This is a genomic window from Paenibacillus herberti (assembly GCF_002233675.1).
Lineage (GTDB): Bacteria > Bacillota > Bacilli > Paenibacillales > Paenibacillaceae > Paenibacillus_O > Paenibacillus_O herberti.
Genome location: NZ_NMUQ01000001.1, coordinates 471,509 through 494,025 on the forward strand (window position 1 = coordinate 471,509; position 22,517 = coordinate 494,025).

The window sequence follows — 22,517 nt, forward strand, 5'->3', positions numbered from 1 at the left end:
AACAGTTGCTACAAAAAACAGCTGTCGACTTCCTTTACAGGAGTCGGCAGCTGTTTTGTTGTTGTCAGCCTTATTAAGCATGGCGATTGCGATAGAGCAGATAGATGAAAAAGGGAGCGCCGACGCCGGCAGTAAACACTCCAACGGGAACATCGAAGGGGAGAAAGACCGTCCGAGCGATCGTATCTGCGAGAACGACGATCAGCCCGCCAATCAAGGCCGATATCGGCAGCATGCCGCCGAATGAAGAGCCGACGAGCTTGCGTGTAATATGGGGAGCAATCAGCCCGACAAAGGAAATGGCTCCGCCCACCGACACTGCCGCGCCCGCGAGAGCGACGCTTATCATGAGCAAGGTAAAGCGCTGGCGCTGGATGGCGCTTCCCGCACCTGCAGCCATATCATCTCCAAGCTGAAGAATATTTACATTTTTTGCGAAGATAAGAGAAAGAGGGATGAAGAAGGCTACCCATGGGAGGATGAGCATGACGATTCCCCAATCGGTGCCATAAACAGATCCAGTCAACCAAACATACGCCTGCGAGGCCGTATAGATAGGACTTTTAAGCAGAATAACCTTCACGGCTGAGCCTAACAAAAAATTAATGCCAATCCCGACAAGCACGAGCCGAATGGCAGTTACACCCTTTTTCCAGGCAAGAGTGTAGACGAGAATAGCTGTGCAGCCAGCCCCGATCATTGCGGCTACCGGCAGCCAGACGATGCTGACCATATTTCCGAGTAAGCTGATGAATAGAACAGCGGCCAGCGAGGCTCCGCTGGTGATGCCGATAATATCCGGCGATGCAAGCGGATTTCGAATAATTCCTTGCAGGATGCCCCCCGAAACAGCGAGCGCAGTACCAACGAGAAAAGCGGCTACAATACGCGGTAAACGAAGCGTTTCAACGACGAGTTGATGTTCCGCAGTACCGCCGCCAAAAATCACCTTTAACACATCCAAAGGATGGATGCGCATATCCCCGAGTGAGGTGCTTAACAGCATCGCAACGATACAAGCTATAGCTAGGACAATGGTTGTCGTCAGAGCTTTTTTATGGAGTACAAATGAAACGGGGACACGTTCAAAACGAACCGGCCTGAATTGCTTCATGATTTAAGCCCCCCTTTGCGGGCGATGAGAATAAAGGCGGGAATACCGATAATAGCGGTCATGACGCCTACAGGAAGTTCCTCCGGCTGAATGACGAAGCGTGCAGCTATATCAGCTAGTAGAACGAGAATTGCGCCAAGCACGGCGCTGTAGGGAATCATCCAGCGATAGTCGCTTCCCGAGAAGAAACGCGCGAAGGCAGGGATAATCAAACCAATGAATCCGACCGGTCCTGCGATGGCGACGGAGCTTCCAGCAAGTGCCACAATAATCAAGCCTACAATCAGCTTAACAACAACGGTTCGTTGGCCAAGCCCTTGTGCGGTGTCTTCTCCCATTGTCAGCACATTCATGTGACGAGCAACGGCGAATGCGCCGATCCATCCGATTGCCATAATTGGCAATACCGCTTGCAGCATTTCGAAAGACCTTCCGGCGACAGAGCCAGTAAGCCAGAAGATGACATCATTCAGCCCTTGCTCGTTGAGTACAAGAAGTCCTTGCGTGAACGAGGAGAACAGGGCTCCTAACGCGGCCCCCGCTAAAATGATTTTTAATGGCGTCAAGCCATCTCTTCCAAGCGAGCCAAGTGCATATACTGCGGCGGCACCTAATGCAGCGCCGACAAAGGAAACTGCGGTCAATACCGGAAGAGAGGAGATGGATAACACGGTTACAGCAAACACGATAAAAAAGGAAGCTCCGAAATTAATGCCTAGAATATTGGGATCGGCGAGTGGATTCCTCGTCAGTCCTTGAATAAGAGTGCCACATACGGCAAGACAAGCTCCAACCGCAGCCGCAATGAAGGCTCTTGGAACTCGCGATGTTTGCACGATAATGTGAGCATCTGAGTTTTCATCGTAGCGGGTAAAGGAGTAGAAGACATCAGACAAGCGGATCGGTGTCGTTCCATAGGCCATGCTTATGAATATGCATGCGATAAGGAGCAGTAATCCGACAACCAGACCTACGCCTTTTGACGTATTAGATAGGGATAAGCTTTCCATATATACCGCCCCAGTTCCGTGACATACAAAAGAATGGGCTCATTACCGCCCATTCTTTTGCGCATCTTTATGTGATTCAATTATTAGATATCGTAGTAGAAGAACAGATCATCTAATACCATTTTTGCTGCAGTGGCGCCGCCGGACAAGCTCCATGTTACGTCATTAACTTTATAGTATTTTTTGTCTTTAACAGCTGTGAGCTTGCTCCACAATGCATTTTTCTGCCATGCTTCCTGGACTTTGAATTCATCACCACTACGGTTGTCAGACGTAATGTCGAAAATGATGTCTCCGTTCATAAGCGGAATTTGTTCTTGGGAATCAATATCGATAAAGATCTTTCCTGCCTCGGTTTGAGCTTTTGGACGGCTCAGGCCAAGTTCGCTCAGAATGCTTCCAGCGAAGCCGGTGACGTATACACGGGCGCTGTTGTCATCAGAGAAGCGGACAATGGATACTTCTTTTTTGGCGTCACTACCAACCTTTGCTTTAAAGGTCGCGACCTTTTTGTTCCAATCGTTCATGAACGATTGAGCGGTGTCTTCTTTGTTGAAAGCTTTGGCTGCGACAGCCATGTTGTCTTTCCATTCAAAGAGTTGATCTACGTACAGTGTAGGAGCGATTTTGGACAGTTGGCCATAAATTTTCTCATGGCGCGTTTTGGCTCCGATAATCAGGTCAGGCTTCAGAGCGACAATGGCTTCGAGATTAGGCTGCAGTTCGCTGCCGAGGCTTTTCGCGCCGGTCATGTCTTTTTTGAGGTAATCATACCAAGGAGCTTGTACCCAAGACTCAACTGCTCCTACTGGTTTGACGCCAAGCGTGAGCGAGATATCAATCATGCCGTTGACCAACACGACGACACGTTTTGGTACCGCGGTCAGCGTTGTGTTGCCCATTGCATGGGAAATGGTTCTCTTTGTATCAATGGCCACGGTTTTGTTGCTCGCGTTCCAGTTCACCCACAGGCCGAATGCTTCACCAAGGAAGCGGAGCGGTACGAGAGTACGGCCGTTTTGTTCAACGACTTTGGCACTCAGGGCCACGGTTTTGCCGTTTACAGTAGCTTGGCTGCTGTTGATTTTCAGTTGAATCGTGGCGTTGCCCCGAGTTACTTTGAGTGTTTTATTTTGCGAGTTGAAGCTGAGTTTAGCGCCGAGCTTTGATACAACTGCGCTGTAAGGCACCATTGTCGTGCCGTTGATTACTTTCGGCTGGACATCGAAGCTTACTTGCTTGCTGTCAACAGTAACTTTGATTGGAGCAGCAGCAGCTGATGCACTTACAGGGACGGAGACGGCAGCGACGAGGAAGGAAAGAGATAAAGCAATAGCGCGAAAACGGGACTTTATCATAAAAACAAGAATCCACCTTTCAAGATGAGTGAGTGTATGGCTTTTATTGATAACGATTATCATTATCGTTATAACCTACATTGTATAAGATTGTCAACATTTAAATTTATAAATAATGGAAGAGAGGGACTTCATTATTGAGCGACTTGTTCAGCCAATTGTCGGAACGCTTGATAAAGCTCATAATCTAGCTGCAGAAGTGCTTTATGGTCAACGGTCTCTGCTTTTTGAATAGAATCGAACCCGTCCATCTTTGTCCCAATGAAGTCATGCATCTCGGAGCTGGCTTCATTGACATCCGATTTCATGCTGTCCCAGGCTTTTATTAGTTGAGCGGATGTTTCTTTTGCTTTAACATCGTCGCCGTCCTCGGCATCCTGCTTCAATTGCTTGATCAGTGAACGAGCTTCTTCAATGGACTTGTTTAATGTTTCATGCTTTTTTTTATCGGAAGAGGAAGGGGCGGCATCTTTTTTCATAATTGAACCCGTTGCTGCTTTTGTTATGGACTCGTTGCTTTTTTTGGCATCTGCAGCTTTTGGGGGCGGACTCGGTTTTTCATTCGGTTTAGCAGTAGGGGATGCCGAAGGCTCGGTAGAGGGAGACGACGTCGGTGAAGTTGTAGGTGAGGTTGTCGTGCCAGATTGAGCTTCCGCTGCAGGGCTTGCTGACGGAGATGGTGCGGGACTCGTTAGAGCATCCGGCGGGGTGCTTTCTACAGAGGGAGATTGTTCGTTCGATGTTTCAGCAGTCGCGGTCGACGACTTGTCTGTACTCGCATAGCGGTCGGATGATGAGGATGCGCTGCAGCCTGCTATCAGCGACACTGCCGCAATGGCGACAATGGTAAGGGTATAAACTCGTTTCAAGATGACTCCTCCTAGTATGATCTGTTGGCATATATTAGCATCTTAAATATAGTAGAAGATGCGGCAGCGATTATCAATCATTTTTTTGATAACAATTCTCATTATCATTGACAAGATAGAGGCACTACCTTATTCTGGATGGAGATAAAGGAGTTGAGCATATTGAACGCTCTTGAAACTCGCGGTTTGTCAGTAATGTACGGGAATCAATACGTATTTGAAGATCTCAATTTGTCCATTGATAAAGGGAAAATTACGGCGTTGATCGGCAGCAACGGATGCGGCAAGTCCACTTTGCTGAGGACGATGGCCCGTTTGCTTAAGCCGCAGGCGGGCAGCGTGCTGCTCGAGGGAGACAGCATCGCTTCATTGCCGACGAAGACGGTTGCGCAACGAATGGCGTTATTGCCGCAAGGTCCGACCGCACCTGAAGGGCTGACGGTGCTTCAACTGGTGAAACAGGGCAGATATCCTTATCAAACCTGGCTGCAGCAATGGTCCAAGGATGATGAGCGCGAGGTATGGAATGCTCTGAGCAAAACCGGGCTCACCGAGATGGCCGAGCGTCCAGTGGACTCTCTTTCTGGCGGACAACGTCAACGGGCCTGGATCGCGATGGTGCTTGCACAGGGTACGGAGATCGTGCTTTTGGATGAGCCGACAACATATTTAGATTTGACGCACCAGATCGAGGTGCTTGATTTGCTTTACCAGCTTAATGAGGAGGAAGGTCGGACGATTGTAGTTGTACTACATGATCTGAATCTTGCCTGTCGTTATGCCCATCATGTAGTTGCCCTTCACAAGCAGGCGGTTTATATCGAAGGCAAGCCTGAAGAAGTGGTGACTTCAGATATGATTAAAGCTGTCTTCAATCTTAAAGCGGATGTAATCATGGATCCTCTGTATGGAACACCGCTATGTGTTCCTCATGGCAAGGGAAGAACGATATCTGAATAGAGAACGGGGTAAACAAATGGCCTTCAACTATGAGCAGCAAGAGATGGAGCTGTTGATGCGAGAGTACCGGTTAACACTGGAGACATCGCAGGACAGGACTTTTTCTATTCCTTCCATGGACTTGCTGAACCGGGACAAATGCCTAGAATATCTGACTAAGACCGGTGAAATATTCGAGGCCGAGACATTAATGGCCAACGCTTCTCTATTTGGTAAAAGGTATAGCTATCTCGTTGTTGCTTCATCGCTTTACGCGATGAGTGTGTTTGATAAGGGCTTGGATTACTGTCTTGAGAACTGCCATATCGAATCCGAGAGACAGGGTCACGCATGGCTGCCCAAAGCTCGACTAGCCAATATGGAAGTCACTAGCCCCCAACCGAACGCGCGGCAACAATGGCGTGATGGGGTAATTAACCATATATTTGAGCATAATCTAAGCCGGGTATGGGATGCGATTTCCCGTTTTGTTCCTATGTCCAAGGCCGTTCTCTGGGAAAATACAGCTATTTATGTGTTTTGGCTCTATGAGAATAAGTTTTTGGAGGGACTCCAGGAGGAGCAGCAGGCTCGCCTGCGCGAGGATTTAAGCTATCTTGTCCAAGCTCCCGCCCATTTGTTCGGCGAAAAGAAAAATCCGCTTGCTACTTTTTATGGTCCTAAAGTCGCAACAGTTGGGTCGGAAAAACCAATTCGCATTCGAAAAACATGCTGTTATTACTATCAGGCTTCGGATGAACCCGAGGATTATTGCTCATCATGTCCCAAAATAAAACATGAGCTCATTCCTGAGAGCGTAATTTGATTCATACAACACATACAAGTATAGGGAGGCCCTGTTTCTTTTTGGAAACAAGGCTTTTTTATTTCATTTTAATTCCTCTGTTGACAATTTAGGGATAGCTCATTATGCTGAATGAGGTAATTGATACTGAGTATCATTATCAATTAAAAGGAGGGTTATTAATATACTTAGTTCCCGGGAGGAGCAGTTTTAATGAATTACCGCTATCAGAATGCGCAGAATCGGCTCATTCATAAAAAAGCTGTAGAAATGGGCATAGGCTGCAAGCCTTTAATTTCTGGAAGCGAAGAGTTCCTAGAGCTTACCTACAGGGACAAACATCTAATTATCAATAAAACCCGATCCCATCAAATGACGTTAATGTCGGGGCTGCTGGCTAAAAACAAGGAAGCTTCCAATCTGCTGCTCAGAAGAAGAGGATTGTCTGTTCCGAATTATCTTGTTGTTTCTGAATTCAATGATGCAGCTACCCGTTTTTTGGAGAGACATCGCTCCATCGTGGTTAAACCACTGGATGCGAGCAACAGTGTGGGTGTTACGCTTCGCGTCACGGGCAGCGACGAGTTGGAAGCAGCGATAACAAATTCTCTTGGATACAGCGATAGAGTGATGCTCCAGCAATACGTGTCGGGGTTGGATTACCGGATTCTAGTCATAGGCGGGCAGGCCGCTGGTGTTTTGGAATATGTGCCAGCCTTCATCGTCGGAGACGGGGAATCAACGATCCGGCAGCTCATCGATAGATTGAACACCGCGCAGCTGAGAAGAAACAGTGACGGGGAAAAAAGTTCCTTTCAGCCGTTTGATTGCGATTCGAAGTCGTTCCAAGCCCACTTGAAAACGAGAGGCTTGACCCCTTGGAGTGTGCTGCAGCGGGAAGAGCGCTGGGAGCTATATGGAGCAAGCAGCATTTCGGTGGATACGATAAGCGAGATTGTGATCGATCGCTCAAAGGAAAGCAGCCCGGCTATCCTGCACGCAGCGGTTGAAGCTGCCGCGGCATTACAGCTGGATGTCGCTGGAATTGATATTCGTTGCCAGGACATTGCTTCGCCGCTAGATGAAGCCAATGGCGGAATCCTTGAAGTGAATGCATTGCCGGATATGGTTGATCCCTATCTTTTTCTTGATCATGATTCTAACGATGTGGTCAAGCTCTACTTGAACTATTTATTCAGAGATTAAAAGGAGCGTTCAAATATGATGTCTATCAGCACTCAGCAAGACTACCTGCAACTGCAAGGCGAAAGGGAGTCCCAGGCAAGATCGTATCCTCGCCGTTTTCCGCTGGTCATCCATAAGGCCAAAGGTATGATAATTACGGATATGGATGGAAAGTCCTACTACGATTGCTTGGCTGGAGCCGGTACTTTGGCGCTTGGTCATAATCATGATGTCGTCGTCGAAGCAATCAAAAAGACGCTGGATCAGCAAATTCCGTTACATACGCTGGATTTGGCCACACCGCTTAAGGTGGAATTCATGAACGAGATTTTTGCGATTCTGCCTGATGAGCTCAAACATACCGCTAAAATTCAGTTTTGCGGTCCTACAGGAGCTGACGCTGTCGAGGCTGCAATCAAACTCGTTAAAAACGCTACAAAGGGCGGGGCAATTTTGGCCTTCCAGGGCGCCTATCACGGTTCCACTCAAGCGACTCTCTCCATGAGCGGCAATTTGAGTAAAAAAGCCAATCTGCAAAGCTTGCTGCCTAATGTTCATTTCCTTCCATTCCCTTATGAGTACCGCTGCCCATTCGGTGTTGGCAACGGCAAGACGGCCGAGATCAGCGCTCAATATATCGAGAATCTACTGAATGATGTCGAGAGCGGCATTGCCGAGCCTTGCGGTGTCATCGTGGAGACGGTTCAAGGCGAGGGCGGTTCGATTCCGGCGGATATCCAATGGCTCAAGGAATTGCGGCGGATAACGGCCGAGAGAGGCATTCCGCTCATTATTGACGAGGTTCAGACGGGCATTGGCCGGACCGGCAAAATGTTTTCATTTGAGCATGCCGGCATCGTGCCTGATGTTATTGTATGCTCCAAAGCGATTGGCGGCAGTTTGCCGATGTCGGTTGTCATTTATAAAGAAGAGTTGGATCAGTGGCAACCGGGGGCGCATACAGGAACCTTCAGGGGCAATCAGCTTGGTATGGCAACGGGTCTGGCTACGCTTGCTTATATTAGGGAAAACCGGGTTCTGGATAATGTAAACGAACGCAGTAAACAGTTTTTTGAAACTCTTAACCGGCTGCAAGAGAAGTATGAAGAGATCGGCGATGTGCGCGGCAGAGGGCTGATGATTGGCGTGGAGCTCGTTGACCCGCGTGGAAAAGTTGATCGTCTGGGACATTATTTACCGAACGGACAGCTTGCTTCCAAAATCCAGGACAGATGTTTTGCGAATGGACTTATTATCGAATCCGGCGGCAGACATTCGGCTGTGCTGCGCTTCTTGCCACCGCTTACGATCACGGCCAGCGAAACGGCGGAGGTATTATCCATTTTTGAAAAGTCGGTCATGGAGGCCGTCGAGGAGAGCCGAGTTGCTCACTAAGGGCTGCAGCTATTAATGAAAAAGCATTCGATCCTATTCGCTGTTCTGCTTGGCGCTTTTTCGCTTGTGTTGACCAATAGCGCCTTCAATATCCTGCTGCCGAGCTTGGTTACCTTGTATGGCATTTCAACCTCGCTGGGCGGCTGGTTAATGGCTCTTTATATATTGGCGATGACCATCACGATGCCGCTCACTTCGCTATTCGTCGATCGGTTCGGTCGCAAAAGAACCTATTTGTTCGGCCTGGCTCTATATGGGCTGACTTCCGTATTAGGAGCGGTGTTCAGCCATTACTTTGAGATCGCGATGCTGGTGCGCGTACTGCATGGCATTGCAGCTGGGCTGATGATCCCTTTGTCGCTTGTTTTGTTGTTCGACTATTACGGCAATGAGGCAAGAGGCAGGGTCGTTGGAGCTTGGGGCATGCTGCTTACGATTGCGCCCGCGATCGGGCCGACGCTTGGAGGAGTCATTATTCAATATGGCGACTTGAGCGCCTTATTCTGGATCAATGTTCCGTTTGCAGTCGCAGCGTTTGTCTGGTGCAGCTTCAAGATCAGCGCTTATCCTCCAGTACGCCGCAAAACTATTCATTGGCAGAACGTTACCCTGCTCGTCCTGGGCGTCGCCGCGTTTAGCTTGGGCATTCAGTTCGTATCTCAGCCCGGCGTGCCGGCTTGGGGGGCGGCAGCTTTGTTATTGCTCGGCGCAGCAGCAGGCATCCAATTTCTAAGAGTGGAGAGTAAAAAGGAAGAGCCGCTAATTCGTTTTGGATTGCTGAAACGCTATCCCGTCTATACGGCAGCGCTCGTCGTGGCAGCGGTACAGGATGCCGTTATGTTCGGCGTAATCTTTGTGCTGCCGCTCTTTTTCCAAGAAGCGCTGAATTTGTCGCCAGCAGCAGCAGGAGCGATGTTCATTCCGACCGCCATCGCGACAAGCTTGTTCGCCTGGATCGGAGGCAGCCTGGTCGATGCCGGCAAATCGCGGGTATTTATCGGATACGGCATCTTTTTTGTCGCCCTTTCCATCGTTTCCTTCGCCTTTTTGCCGCAAACGGCTCCGCTTGTTTTAGTTATGGCATTAATGGCGCTGAGAGGCATCGGCAATGGGCTTTCGGAAATGTCGCTTACGACGATCGGCTTTGCTGCTTTGCCGGAAGAGGATTTGCATGAAGGTTCGGCGTTGGCGAACACGATCCAGCGGCTGGCCTCTTCCTTTACGGTCATGCTGCTCGCTGTTTATTACGATTACCGCAAAGGGATGCTGATTGATGCGGGACAGCTTGCCAACAATGCCGGGTGGACGGCTCTAAAGGAAGAATGTCTGCTGCTTGGAGCGTTGCTGCTACTGACGCTGCCTCTGCTGCGGGTTATTAAACTAAAGAGGGTGAATGACGTTGCTGGGGAACAGGCAGCTTGAGGCCCAGAAATGGGCTAACCAACATACATGCAGGACGTTGCTGAACTGTTATGCCAGAGAGTTCCGCCAGGAATCAAGTTTTACCGAATCATCGCATCATTACGCGATTTCCTTTCCTGCTAGCGGAGTTGTCGTTTCGGGCAAGCTAGCCCGCTGGTCGGCAATCGGTGAGCATCGGTACGAGAGTTATACAGCCAGTACCGGGCAGGAGCTGGACAGCGCAGACCTGGCGTTATGGATAACAAAGGAGCTTGGCAAAGAGTTGCCTATGCTGACGACGGAGCTGCAGGAGCAGTTTTTCCGCAATGTCGCGGGCAGTAAACGGAATTTGGCGTTATTCATGGAGCAAGTTGATTTACCACGGATGAGCGATTATAGAACCTCCGAGCAATCGTTACTTCACGGGCACCCTTTCCATCCTTTTCCGAAAAACACGTTAGGCTTCTCCGAAGCCGATGTTCGGCACTATTGCCCGGAGCTTCGAGCCTCATTCCAGCTTTGTTATGTAGCGGTGCGGCATGATGTGTTCGAGGAGGAGTGGGTAGCGGAGGAGCGGCGCATCGAGCCCCCTCGGGAAGCCCGCGATCAGGCGCTAATCATGCTTCAGGATTCCGTGCATTTGTATAAATTGCTGCCCATCCATCCATGGCAGTATGAACATGTGCAATCAATGGAAGAAGTTCAAGATTATATAGGGGAAAGCAAAATTGTGCTGCTCGGAAACTGCGGCCCGTTATGTTATCCAACCTCGTCTGTCCGCACGGTTTATGTCCCCGAGCTAAGCTGCAACATCAAGCTTTCCCTGGATGTTCAGATTACGAATATGCGCCGAACGAACTCGCGGGAGCAAATGCGCCGGACGATGGATGCAGCTGCCTTTTTGCTGCGGAGCAGATGCTTCGAGAACGAAAAGCATACGGCTATCGCTTACGAGGAAGGGGTTGCGAGCTGTCGTATGGGGCGGGATGAGCTGACCGCTCTGTTCACGATTGCATACCGTCCGGTGGAGTTTGATCTGACGTCCACCTATGTGATGTCCAGCTTGATTGAGACGGCGGCGGGAGAAGAGCAGCCGCTGCTTGCTTCTCTATTGCAAGTTGACCACGCGGAGGATTGGTTCCGCCGTTATTTGGAAATCTCACTACTGCCGATCGTTCGCATAGCGGATGAGAAAGGCATTCATTTTGAAGCCCATCTGCAAAACACGCTGCTTACGGTGAAGGATGAGATGCCTCATACATTTATTATTCGCGATCTGGAAGGCGTCAGCGTCAATCGGGATAAGGTCGGTTTACCGGCGGAGGGGCCATTGTTCTATTCCAAGGAACAGGCCTGGGCGCGCACGAGTTATTATTTTATTATCAATCATCTTGGCTCCTTCATCCATGCGATGGCTACAGTGGCCGAGTGCAAGGAAGAGCGCTTCTGGTCGATTGTGCAAGATGTTCTTGGACAGGAGCTTGCGCGTAGCGGCAACGAGTATGTCCGGCATCTGCTGACGGCCGAATCGTTCCTGGCGAAGAGAAATATGGCGAGCTGTCTGGCTGGCGTGAGCGAAACGCCGACTTATGTTCCGGTGGATAATTTAATGAAACGTGTAGGGAGTGTAGTGGATGTTACAGACAAGCAGCTTGTCTAAATCAGAGATTAGTGCCCTGCAAGAGGTCGCGGAAAGAGTGATGCGCCAATCGCTGCAGGCGCTCATGTTTGAAGGTATTCTGGAAGCGCAGCAGGCGGATGGAGAATGGATGCTGCTCGGCCGGAAGGAGGACGGCTCGCCGGTTCGGTATACGTTCGAGGCTTCCGTCAAGGAATCATTCGGCCGCGTCCGGCTTGTGCCGCATTCCATCCGCCGTGAGGGTGAAACGGGATTCAGTCTGTATCCCTTTTTGGAAGAGGTGCTGCAAAACCGCTTGGACGGCGCTCAACTGAACGCGTTTCTCCACGAGCTTACGGAGACGCTCGTTAAAGACAGCCAATCTCGCGCGGCGCAGCCCGAACAGATTCCGCATTCCGAGCGGCATTATGAAGCGCTGGAAAGTTATATGGCGGATGGACATCCTTACCATCCGAGTTATAAATCGCGGCTTGGCTTCAGCCTGGCGGACAATGAGGCGTACGGCCCCGAGTTCAACCGCGAGGTTGAGCTGACATGGGTTGCCGTCAACCAATCATTGATCGATGTGTCACTCTCGCCGGGACTGTCACTGGAAGGGCTGTACAGCCAACATTTGAGCCGGGAGGATATGCGCCGGTTCCACCAAACGCTGAGCGAGCGTGGGGATGCGGACAAGACGTATGTGTACGTTCCGGTGCATCCTTGGCAGCTGGAAAATAAACTGCCGAACGTATTCGCGGAGCAGCTGGAAAACGGGGACATCGTGCCGCTCGGCGCGGCGGAAGGCAAATACCGGGCGCAGCAGTCGATCCGCACGCTGGCAAGCCGTGCGAACACGGAGGCTCCTTACATCAAGCTTGCGCTGAGCATTACGAACACATCGACGAGCCGCATTCTGGCGCATCATACAACGCAGAACGCGCCGCTCGTCAGCGAATGGTTGGAGCGGATCGTGAGTAGCGATGCCGTTCTCCAGGGGGCGGGCTTCCGCTTGCTGAAGGAGGAGGCAGGTGTATCGTTCCGCTACGATTCTTTGCCGGGATTGCAGTACCGCACCGCTTACGGAACATTGGGAGCGATTTTTCGGCAAAATGTGTCCCAATATTTGCAGCCTAGCGAGGAGGCTTGGCCGCTCAACGCGCTGCTGCTCCGCCAGAGGAACGGCGAGCCGTTCCTACAGGAAGCGATCCAGCGGCATGGTGTCTCCAAATGGAGCCGCGAGCTGATTCGCACCGTCGTTGTGCCGATCGTCCATCTGCTGTACGGCCACGGCATCGCTCTGGAATCCCACGCGCAGAATATCATTCTTGTTGTGGAGGATCTGCTGCCGAAACGGATTATTTTGAAGGATCTGCATGATGGAGTGCGTTACGTTCCAAGCAAGCTGCTGCACCCGGAGTGGCAGCCTCAGCTGCATCCCGAGCCGGAAACGCATCGCAAGTTCAACCGTTACTCGTTCCTGCAGACGGAATCCGTGAACGATGTCCGTGATTATACGTTCGACGCTTTCTTCTTCATTTGCATGACGGATATTTGCTGGGCACTGGAAGACTTCGGCCTGAGTGAGGGCGAGTTCTGGAAAACATGCACGGAAGTCATTCTGGATTACCAGCGTCAGCATCCCGAATATGCGGAGCGGTACGAGATGTTCGATCTGTTCGCGGATGATGCGCTGATTGAGGAAATGACGAAGCGGCGCATTTATGGCGATGGCGAGCTGTATTTCCGGAGTGCGCTCAATCCGCTGCGGCTGGCGAGGGAAGCGATCCAAGGATGAGAACTAACAAGCTTAAAGCCAAGCTGCGGGAAGGGCGAGCGGTATATGGCTTGTTCGTCTCGATCCCGCATCCCATCATCATTGAGATGATTGCCCAGGCTGAATTTGACTTTGTCATCATCGACTGCGAGCATGCCACTACGAATATGGAAACCGTGGAAGAGATGGTGCGTGCTGCTGAGCTGCATGATTTAACGCCGCTGGTTCGAATCTCCAAAGTGGATCGCATCGAGATTCTCAAGGCGCTGGACTGTGGCGCTCAAGGCATTGTCATTCCAAGCGTGGAGGCTAAGGAGCAGGTCGAAGAGGCAGTGCGCCACGCCTTTTATCATCCGATCGGTATGCGCAGTCTGAATAGCGGGCGTCCGGCGTCGTTTGCGAAACATTCGCTAGTGGACTACATCGCGGAAGCAAACGAAGAGCTGATGATCATTCCAATGATTGAGAGTGTGGAGGGAGTCCGCCGCAGCATGGAGATTTTGAGTCTGCCTCATATCGATTTTGTGCTGGAGGGAGCGGCTGATCTATCGCAATCGCTCTCGGTGCCTTGGCAGACGGAGCATCCTGATGTGTTAAAAGCGCTTGAGGTGGTTTTCTCCGCTTCCGGCGCCTGCGGCGTTCCCTATGCGACTGTGTCGCGCAGCGTGGACGGTCACAGACAGTGGGCGGAGCGGGGCGTGCGCATTTTTGTGCTTGGCGACGACAGGAATACGGCGTTTCGGGCCTATCGGCAAAAGCGGGCTGACTATAGTAGCGCAACGGAGGTAAAACAATGAATCGCCAAATAGAGCGCTGGATTCATGAGTGGCAGGCGGCAAGCGATGAGCCTGTGTGCGCATATGTGTACGATTTGGCAGGCATCCGGCGGCATGCCGCATCGCTGCTGCCTGGTTTGCCCCGGCAAGGCAAGCTGTTTTATGCGATCAAGGCTAATCCCGACAAGCGGATTATCGAGGCGCTACTACCAGTTGTGGCTGGCTTCGAGGTCGCTTCAATCGGTGAGCTTCGGCGGGTGAGAGAGGTGTCGGCGCAGGTGCCGATCCTGTTCGGAGGTCCGGGCAAAAAGGATACCGAGCTGGAGGCCGCCGTGGAACTCGGCGTGGCTTATATTCATGTGGAGAGTCTGCTTGAGCTGCGCAAGCTGATCGGCATAACGACGCGCTTGAAGCGGCCGGTTAAGGTGCTGCTGCGGGTTAACTTGAGTTCCGGACAGCTACCGCAGACGAAAATCGTCATGGGCGGCCGGCCGACCCCGTTCGGCCTCGATGAGTCGTATCTGGATGAAGCGATGAAAATCCTCGGCGCTTCGGACAATGAATTCGTGGAGTGCAGGGGGTTCCATTTCCACTCCTTGTCCAATAATGTGAACGCCGAGCTGCATGCCGATATGGTTGATCTATATTTGGCGAAGGCGGAGGAGTGGAGAGCGCGCGGCCTTGATGTTCGCGTCATCAACGCGGGAGGCGGCTTCGGTGTAACCTACGATGGCACACCGGGGTTTGAATGGGCGCGGTTCAGTGCTTTATTAAAGGAACGCGGTGTCGAAGCGAGACTAGGAGACACGGAGCTATTTTTTGAGCCCGGCAGATTTATCGTTGCGGATTACGGCTATTACGCGGTTGAGGTGGTCGATATTAAACGATCGCATGGCCAGTATTTTGCCGTTGTTCGCGGTGGCACACATCATAACCGCCTTCCGGCCTCATGGGGGCATGATCATCCGTTTCACATTGTGGATTCGGAACGTTGGTCGTATCCATTCGCCCGACCGTCTGTGCATGGGGATAAAGTGACGATTGCCGGCGAGCTGTGCACGCCGAAGGACCGACTACATACGGATGCTCCGGTGGAGCGGCTTCGGGCTGGTGACGTTGTCGTTTTTGTCAAATCCGGTGCTTACTGCTGGACGATATCCCATCATGATTTTTTAGGCCACCCGCATCCTGAATTCCATTACATTACGGAAGGAAATGACTATGCAGACATCGATAATTCCTGTGGAGGGCAGCAAAGCGCAGCGGCAGATCATGAAGGATCTGATGGACGCTCTGCTGTTCGAGCAGTTTTTCCGGTTCGATGAAACTACGGTAATCCCACTAGCGGAGCGTCCGGAGCTGGGGCAGCTATTCGCCGGGCGAACCGGGACGCTGGCATACGATGGGGAAATTAGATTTCTGATTGAACCAAGTCTGAGGCAGCAGTATCAGTGGGTGTCTTCCGCTCCGATTTATATTAATGGAGATCGGGGTTGGCAGGAGGTTTATTCACCTCGCGAGCTATGCCAAGTCGTGTTGCGCAGCATGTTGTCCGATGAGGCTTATGCCGCGCAGGGAGTGAATGATTTTCTGGATGGACTCGATGTGGCGGTGCGCCAGCTGCAGCTGAGCATGGAGCAATCGGCGGTCCCGCTCCGCTTCAAGCCTAGCAACGGTCATGAATGGATGCTCAAGGGAGAAATGATCGCTTCCCTACGCGACCGCCCTTTCCATCCACTGGCTAAAGCCAAAATCGGCTTAGCAGACGAGGATTATGCTTCCTATATGTCGGAATTCGGCCAGCCGACCGCAATGAGATGGGTTGCAATCAAGAATGAGTGTATCGTCAGGGGAAGTGAGTTGGAGGAACTCGAACTGCTTGATATTTTGGACGGCAGGGAAAGAGCGGAAGTAGAGTCAGAGCTAGCCCAGAAGAAGCTTTCTGAAGCTAGCTATACTGTACTCCCCGTTCATCCATGGCAGCTGGAGCATAAAATCATTCCTGATTTCCAAAGGGAGCTTACGGATGGAACTCTCGTTGTTCTTGATGTCCAGACAGGAAGCTTCCGAGCAACATCATCGGTTCGTTCGTTTGCGGCTTCGGAACAATCGGAGCTGATGCTCAAGCTGCCGCTCAGCGTTCTGTCGCTTGGTGCGGCGCGTTATTTGCCAGTCGTCAAGCTATTGAACGGGTTGGCGGGAGAGCGAATGCTCCGTCAAGCCATCGCCAGCGATGAGACACTAGCGGACAAGATCTATCTGTGCGAGGAGAACAACTGGTGGGGTTATATGCCGGAGTCGATGGGACTGTTCGACGACCATCCTCGCCACTTGGCCGCGCAGATTCGCATGTTGCCGCGTGAAGCGCTGCAAGCGGGTTATCGGATTGTTCCGATGTCCTCTCTAGGCGTGCTGCGGGAGGAGGGACATTTTCTGACCGAGCTTCTGGGAGGCAATATTACCCGCGAATCGGTTCTAAGCTTCTATGCGGAAGCGGCAGCTCTATTCTATGACGTTGTCATGAGGCTATTCAAGGTCGGTGTCGTGCCTGAGATTCACGGGCAAAACTGCTGCCTCGTCCTGTCAGGCGATCGGCCAATCGCACTGCTGCTTCGCGATCATGATTCCGTACGGCTGCATCAGCCTTATCTCGATAAACATGGAATTGGTGATCCTCGTTATCATATTCGTCCCGGTTACTCCAACAGCCTGTACAACGAGACGCTTGAAAAACTGATTTTTTATGTCCAATCGTTAGGCACGCAGGTCAATCTCGCTTCGATTATGGAATCGCTGTCGGAAGCTTACGAGATCCCGATCCGGGAGCTGTGGGAAATAACGGAGAGTGCATGGAGAAATGCGCTGGATGCCGTTGATCTGCCGCAAGCTGATCGTGAGCTGCTTCGCGAAGTTATTTTTGAGAGCAAGTCATGGCCGGTGAAGCAAATCGTCCGTCCGCTGCTGGAAGCGGAAGGGGTTCCTGGGGCAATGCCTTCGGGTAAAGGTTTGGGGCCGAACCCGTTTGTACTGTTGCGGCAGAATCAGCTTTAGCTGCAAGGCTGGAAACATCTCAGCGGAGAGCTTCGTATATCTTTTTAACGGTTCACTTAATACCAATATTTGATTAATAGTATGCCGGCTATAATTTATTCTCCTCTCCCATTAGGGGGAGGATTTTTGTTTTGAAAAGGAAAAGTAATATTTAAATTATAAATGAGCAAAAACGGATACAAAAAATCCCAAAATAGGTCAAGCCAACTTGAACTGTTCACGAACTACGTGAAATGGAATACCGTTCTTGCCGCAATCGTAGACAAACTGAAGTCGGTCCAGTTGGACTTGCTTCCGAACCGTACGCAATCCTTCGCCAAAAGGGCAGGGTTGCCCTAACCCTGTAGTACAGTACAAATGTGTCCAAGCCAGCAACGCCCACAGGCGGGTAAATGCCGTTGCTGAACGAACCTGGTAGGTATCGAAGCCAAGATTGTTTTTGGACTGGCGGAAAAAAATCTCAATGGGCCAACGCTTGCTGTAATACATGGAAATCGTTTCCGTATCCAAGGAAACATCCGTGCACAAAAAAGCGCGTAGCGCTTTAGGCACACCAAACGCTTGCTCCGGCCAGCACAGCAGAACGGCAGCATTTTCAATATCGTTCAAGGCGCCTTCATATCGGTATGTCCAGTATGAAGTTCCGTTCACGGTCACAAGGCGAACGTCTTCTTTGCGGATATGGGCGGAAAAATCCTTTAGGGAGATACGGATCCCTTGCGGGTAGATAATCCGATTGGTTTTAAGACCACCAATAAGATGGTAGCCAGCAGAGGCGTAGCTGTCGATTACGCGAGAGCAAGTGAACCAAGAATCCACAAGCACGTAACCGCCATGAGGCGGAAGAGGCAGCGTAGCGGCTATATCGCACACATGATCTATTTTTGTATACACCGTGCCGTCGGGATTCGTTTTCGTTTTGTCGTACAAGTCAATGGAATGGATCAAAGAAGTGTCGTTACTTTGGACCACCGTCGCTTGAACTTGATGGCCCCAAACCACTTTTCCTTCCAAGTGAGAATGATGAAACCCGGTCTGCTCCATCGGAGATTGCGCCTGTGACGAAGGCTTTGTCTTCTTGGAGATCGTATCATCATGAATAACAAACAGCGGCTCTGCTGTCTGCTTGGCTATTTGAACCACGTACCGAAGTGATTCGACCTTGACTTTGTTTTGCAACACCGCTTCATCCCACTTGCCTTCGGCCAGAAAATGCCCAAGTGTCGTACGGTGGCAGCTACTATACTCGGCTAGATCCACTACCTTGCCACGAAAACCTTTCGCTGCAGCCGCCGCCATGTATGTCTCGATATGTGCCACGACCGGCTTAGAAAAATACAGCGGTAACCGGTGTTGTAACAAGTAATTGCGAAGCGCGGCATGATCGGGTAGGATGGCAGTATGAGACATAGCAATTTCTCCTTGGTGAAAATCAGTTGTGGTGACTACTTTTTACCACAAGGAGAATGCTTTGTCTCTCTTCTTTTTTGTTTTACAGTTTACTGGAAGTGAATTTGCTCATTTATAGATTTAAATGAAGATTCGTTTTGAATTGAAATCTAAAAAATACTCGCTTTGAATAATATAAGTGTATAATTTCATAATGATTCAAACGGAAGAGTTCTTCAGGAAAAAAATAAGGATTCCAATACCGGAACGGAATACAAGACCGAGTACCGATATGACGGAAACGGCAATCTGACTTGGCAAAAAGATTCTAACGGGGCCGTCACGGAAATCCGTTATGACGCGAGAAATTTGCCCGTATGGATGAAGGACCCTGCGGGAGCAGAGTCGGAATTCCAGTATGATGGCAACGGAAACCTGACTCGTATGACCAATGACGAGGGTCATTCCACCTTTTACGAGTATGACAAGTTGGGACGGGTTGAGGTAGTCACTTCTCCCGACGGTAATAAGACGACTTACACGTACGATAAAGCCGGTCGGATGAAAACGGTGAAGGAACCGGGAGGGGGCGTATGGCAGTCCGACTATGATCCCCGCGGATTGCTGGTAAAGTCGACCGACCCGAACGGCAATACAGAGGAGTACACGCGCAATTCCGCTGGACTTGTCACCGGATACAAAGACGAGCTGAAAGTCGAGATCAAGTTTACTTATGACGAAATGGGCCGGGTGCACACGACAACCGATCCTAAAGGCGGAGTGGAAACCTTTACCTATGACGCTATGGGAAGGATTAAAACCTATACGGATGCCAATAAAAACAGAACGGAGTACGTATACGATCTGTTGGGCCGCTTGAAGGAAGTTCACAATGCTTTGGCTGAAAAAACCGTTTACCGCTACGACTCTGTCGGCAATCTAATAGAAATGAAAACGGGCAGCGAAGCTGTCACTACCTGGAGCTACGATGCGTTTGGCCGATTGACGGAAAAGACCAATGCCGAAAACGAAACACGCATCTACCGTTACGACGAGACGGGCATGATGTCCGAAAGTGTGGATGCTCTAGGCAAACGCACGACTTACGACTATGATTTACGCGGACTCATGACCGAAAAAAGAATGCCGGACGGCGAGGTTTTTTCCTATCGTTACGATTCGCTCGGCCAGTTGAATGAAGCGTCTACAACAAAAAACAAGCAATTGTTTGACTACGATTCCATGGGCCGGGTTTCCAGCATGCAGAATGCGACCTGGGACAAAACGGTTCGTTTTCAATACGACGAGCGGGGCAACCGCACCAAAGTAACCGATCCCGAAGGGAATACGCAGGAGTACGTCTACGATCTGCTCAATCAGATTAAGGAATTCACCGATCCGGACGGCTTCAAGACGACGTTTGAATACGACCCGCGCGGAGCGATGACTAAGGTCGACCGTCCAAATGGAATTCAGTCTGAATATGCGTACAACGAAAATCTGCAGCTGGTCAGCATTGACCATAAGGGCGAGCGTACACAAAGCCGATTGGACTATAAATATGATGCAGCCGGCAACATCGTAGAGAAAAAAGAAGAAGACGGAGCCATAACAACGTATGGCTACGACATGTTGAACCGGATTAAGCAGGTTCAATATCCGAAGGCCAAAGATGCGGATATTTTGGACACGTATGATCTGCCATTTAAGCAGCAGTACCGCAACGGTTCTGAATTCTCTTACCGTGATTCCATGGTTGATCCGGCTAGCGAGGTCAGCTACACATACGATACGGACGGCAATCGCAGCACGATGTCCGCGGACGGCAAAACGATCGCTTACGACTATGACGCAGCCGGACGTATGCTGAGCGCTGGGGAAGAGTCGTTTACCTATGATGCAAACGGCAACCTGATTCAAGAGAGAGGCAAGCAGGGGCTAATTCAATATTCGTATAACAGTAACGACATGTTGGAGCAGGCATTATATGCGGATGGTTCCAAGGTCGATTACGAGTACGATGCTTTCCAGCAAAAAATCGGTCGTAAAGAAAGTTATCCCGACCCGCGTCAGCAGCCTGGGCTGCTTGAGGCGGAGAGAGTAACGGAAAGCACCTACGGCGAACCCGTTTCTCAAAAGGACGCTTTATTAGAAGAGCCGGTTTTGCTAGAGGATCAAATGTATTACCTTAATGACGGATTGACGATCATGAAGGAATACGGCGAGGATTTGGAGCCGATTGCACAGTATTACGAAGCGAACGGCCAGGTGCTGTCGCGCAAATCGTACCGTTATAACGGATGGAACGTGCTTGACGAGGAATCGCCGATCAAACAAAGCGAAGCTCCGGTAAGGGGGATGTTGCGCGGAGATTATACGTATTATTTAAACGATCATTTGGGCAGCGTTACTCATCTGACGGACCGCAACGGCGAAACGCTGGAGCAGTACCGGTATGACGCTTTCGGCAGTCTCATGACGCCGATGACGGCGGAGTACAATACCATTGGATATACCGGTCAAACAGTCGATCCTAAAACGGGGCTAATGGATTATAAAGCACGCTGGTACGATAGCAACGCGGGGCGATTTACGAGCGCGGATACTTACGAGGGAGACAGTACATCACCATTAACATTAAATTTATATTCATATGTAAATAACAATCCAATAAACCTTACTGACCCTACTGGGAACTATTGTGTATCACAGAACGGAAAGTATGCCCAACCTGGTGAATGTGACTCACCTGACAGCATTTATTTAGGAAAAGATTCTAGTTTTATCGGTAGACCTGTTATTTGGAAAGAACAAGTAATTGGCTTTCTGTCAGAGGCTGACGGAGTTACCATGAACGCTTCAAGATACTTCTCAAATTACTGGAAGTCTTATAAAGATGATTACTCATATGTTCGTTGGCTTGCTGGAGACAATGATTATTACTACGGCTTGAATAAGGAAACCCAGGAAAGGTTAAGAAAACGTCAATTACAAAACTACATGGCGGGGCAAATAAAAGCTGGCTTTCCTGATTTTATTGACGGTGTGCTGTGGGGGGCAGAATTAGCCACTTTAGGTCGGTTAAAAGCTGGTAAACTTCTAAAAGCATGTAACTGCTTTGCAGCAGGGACCAAAGTGTTGACAGACGAAGGGGAGAAGAATATCGAAGACATTGAAGTCGGAGATATGGTTCTCGCTAAAGATGAGAATAACCCTGATGGGGAATTGGCTTACAAGGAAGTAACGAATCTTTACCGCAATCAACGTGATGATATAATTAAATTGTATGTTGGGAAGCAAGTCATTGAAACGACAGACAACCATCCGTTCTGGGTTGAAGGTAAAGGATGGGTATTTGCGGATGAGCTTCAGATGGGCGATAAACTCCAAAAGGCTGACGGAAACAACCTGACGATTGATAGAGTTGAGTTCGTTAAGCTAGACGAAAAGGTTACGGTATATAACTTTACCGTTGCTGATTTCCGTACGTATTATGTAACGGATATTGGGATTTGGGTTCATAATACAAATTGCGGAATATTTTCTTCAATTAACAAAGACAAGCGATTAGTTAGAGCTGCTGAAGAAATGGGGAAAGATACTACTATTCAAAAGGAAGCGGATGAATTAATAGCCAAATTTTTGGAAGGAAACACTAACCCTGGACTCGGTAGTAAAAATTTATTTGGGAATATTAACTATCTACGCGGGAAAAATGGAGCTCGAGTATTTTATAGAATGAATGATGGGAAGATGGAGATTTTAGGTAAATCAAATAAAGCTAATGAACAAACGGTTATAAAAGTAATTACAGAACTGTACAAATAAAT

Annotated in this window: 16 protein-coding genes; 11 read left to right on the top strand and 5 right to left on the bottom strand. The window is 50.0% G+C overall.

Going from position 1 to position 22,517, the window contains the following annotated elements:
• Window positions 1–73: 73 nt before the first annotated feature.
• The 4 genes from CGZ75_RS02235 to CGZ75_RS02250 form a co-directional block, all read right to left on the bottom strand.
• Window positions 74–1,114 (bottom strand): FecCD family ABC transporter permease, encoded by a 1,041-nt coding sequence (locus tag CGZ75_RS02235; protein WP_089522672.1) that lies wholly within the window; start codon window positions 1,112–1,114, stop codon window positions 74–76.
• Window positions 1,111–2,124, bottom strand: coding sequence for a FecCD family ABC transporter permease (locus tag CGZ75_RS02240; RefSeq protein ID WP_089522673.1), 1,014 nt, complete (start codon window positions 2,122–2,124; stop codon window positions 1,111–1,113). Before CGZ75_RS02240 ends, CGZ75_RS02235 begins: the two co-directional genes overlap by 4 nt.
• 83 nt (window positions 2,125–2,207) lie before the next feature.
• A complete protein-coding gene (locus CGZ75_RS02245; RefSeq protein ID WP_176444647.1) occupies window positions 2,208–3,482 on the bottom strand; it encodes a stalk domain-containing protein in 1,275 nt (424 codons plus the stop codon).
• Between the two features lie 134 nt (window positions 3,483–3,616).
• A complete protein-coding gene (locus CGZ75_RS02250) occupies window positions 3,617–4,351 on the bottom strand; it encodes a hypothetical protein (RefSeq protein ID WP_089522675.1) in 735 nt (244 codons plus the stop codon).
• 162 nt (window positions 4,352–4,513) lie between these two features.
• On the opposite strand from CGZ75_RS02250, the gene CGZ75_RS02255 reads away from it, so the two are divergent.
• The 10 genes from CGZ75_RS02255 to CGZ75_RS02300 all read left to right on the top strand — a co-directional run bounded on the left by CGZ75_RS02255 (window position 4,514) and on the right by CGZ75_RS02300 (window position 17,298).
• On the top strand, window positions 4,514–5,311 hold the full coding sequence (locus CGZ75_RS02255) for an ABC transporter ATP-binding protein (protein ID WP_089522676.1): 798 nt from the start codon (window positions 4,514–4,516) through the stop codon (window positions 5,309–5,311).
• Window positions 5,312–5,327: 16 nt separating this feature from the next.
• Window positions 5,328–6,116 (top strand): IucA/IucC family C-terminal-domain containing protein, encoded by a 789-nt coding sequence (locus tag CGZ75_RS02260; protein ID WP_245850668.1) that lies wholly within the window; start codon window positions 5,328–5,330, stop codon window positions 6,114–6,116.
• A 192-nt stretch (window positions 6,117–6,308) separates the two neighbouring features.
• Window positions 6,309–7,301, top strand: a complete 993-nt coding sequence (locus CGZ75_RS02265; protein WP_089522677.1) for an ATP-grasp domain-containing protein — start codon at window positions 6,309–6,311, stop codon at window positions 7,299–7,301.
• A 15-nt stretch (window positions 7,302–7,316) separates the two neighbouring features.
• A complete protein-coding gene (locus CGZ75_RS02270) occupies window positions 7,317–8,675 on the top strand; it encodes a diaminobutyrate--2-oxoglutarate transaminase (RefSeq protein ID WP_089522678.1) in 1,359 nt (452 codons plus the stop codon).
• Between the two features lie 15 nt (window positions 8,676–8,690).
• A complete protein-coding gene (locus CGZ75_RS02275) occupies window positions 8,691–10,097 on the top strand; it encodes an MFS transporter (RefSeq protein ID WP_089522679.1) in 1,407 nt (468 codons plus the stop codon).
• Complete coding sequence (locus tag CGZ75_RS02280; protein WP_089522680.1) at window positions 10,069–11,736, top strand: IucA/IucC family protein; 1,668 nt, start codon at window positions 10,069–10,071, stop codon at window positions 11,734–11,736. Before CGZ75_RS02275 ends, CGZ75_RS02280 begins: the two co-directional genes overlap by 29 nt.
• Entirely contained in the window at window positions 11,711–13,492 is a 1,782-nt protein-coding gene (locus CGZ75_RS02285) for an IucA/IucC family protein (protein ID WP_089522681.1), read from the top strand. Before CGZ75_RS02280 ends, CGZ75_RS02285 begins: the two co-directional genes overlap by 26 nt.
• The gene (locus CGZ75_RS02290; protein WP_089522682.1) at window positions 13,489–14,268 is read left to right on the top strand and encodes an HpcH/HpaI aldolase family protein; all 780 of its coding nucleotides are present in this window, start codon (window positions 13,489–13,491) and stop codon (window positions 14,266–14,268) included. The genes CGZ75_RS02285 and CGZ75_RS02290 overlap by 4 nt, the downstream gene beginning before the upstream one ends.
• Complete coding sequence (locus tag CGZ75_RS02295; RefSeq protein WP_089522683.1) at window positions 14,265–15,572, top strand: type III PLP-dependent enzyme; 1,308 nt, start codon at window positions 14,265–14,267, stop codon at window positions 15,570–15,572. The genes CGZ75_RS02290 and CGZ75_RS02295 overlap by 4 nt, the downstream gene beginning before the upstream one ends.
• Window positions 15,469–17,298, top strand: coding sequence for an IucA/IucC family protein (locus tag CGZ75_RS02300; protein WP_089522684.1), 1,830 nt, complete (start codon window positions 15,469–15,471; stop codon window positions 17,296–17,298). The genes CGZ75_RS02295 and CGZ75_RS02300 overlap by 104 nt, the downstream gene beginning before the upstream one ends.
• A 198-nt stretch (window positions 17,299–17,496) precedes the next feature.
• On the opposite strand, the gene CGZ75_RS02305 is transcribed toward CGZ75_RS02300, so the two are convergent.
• Entirely contained in the window at window positions 17,497–18,708 is a 1,212-nt protein-coding gene (locus CGZ75_RS02305) for an IS701 family transposase (RefSeq protein ID WP_089522685.1), read from the bottom strand.
• A gap of 348 nt (window positions 18,709–19,056) precedes the next feature.
• On the opposite strand from CGZ75_RS02305, the gene CGZ75_RS25550 reads away from it, so the two are divergent.
• Window positions 19,057–22,515, top strand: a complete 3,459-nt coding sequence (locus tag CGZ75_RS25550) for a polymorphic toxin-type HINT domain-containing protein (protein WP_217900043.1) — start codon at window positions 19,057–19,059, stop codon at window positions 22,513–22,515.
• Window positions 22,516–22,517 lie beyond the last annotated feature (2 nt).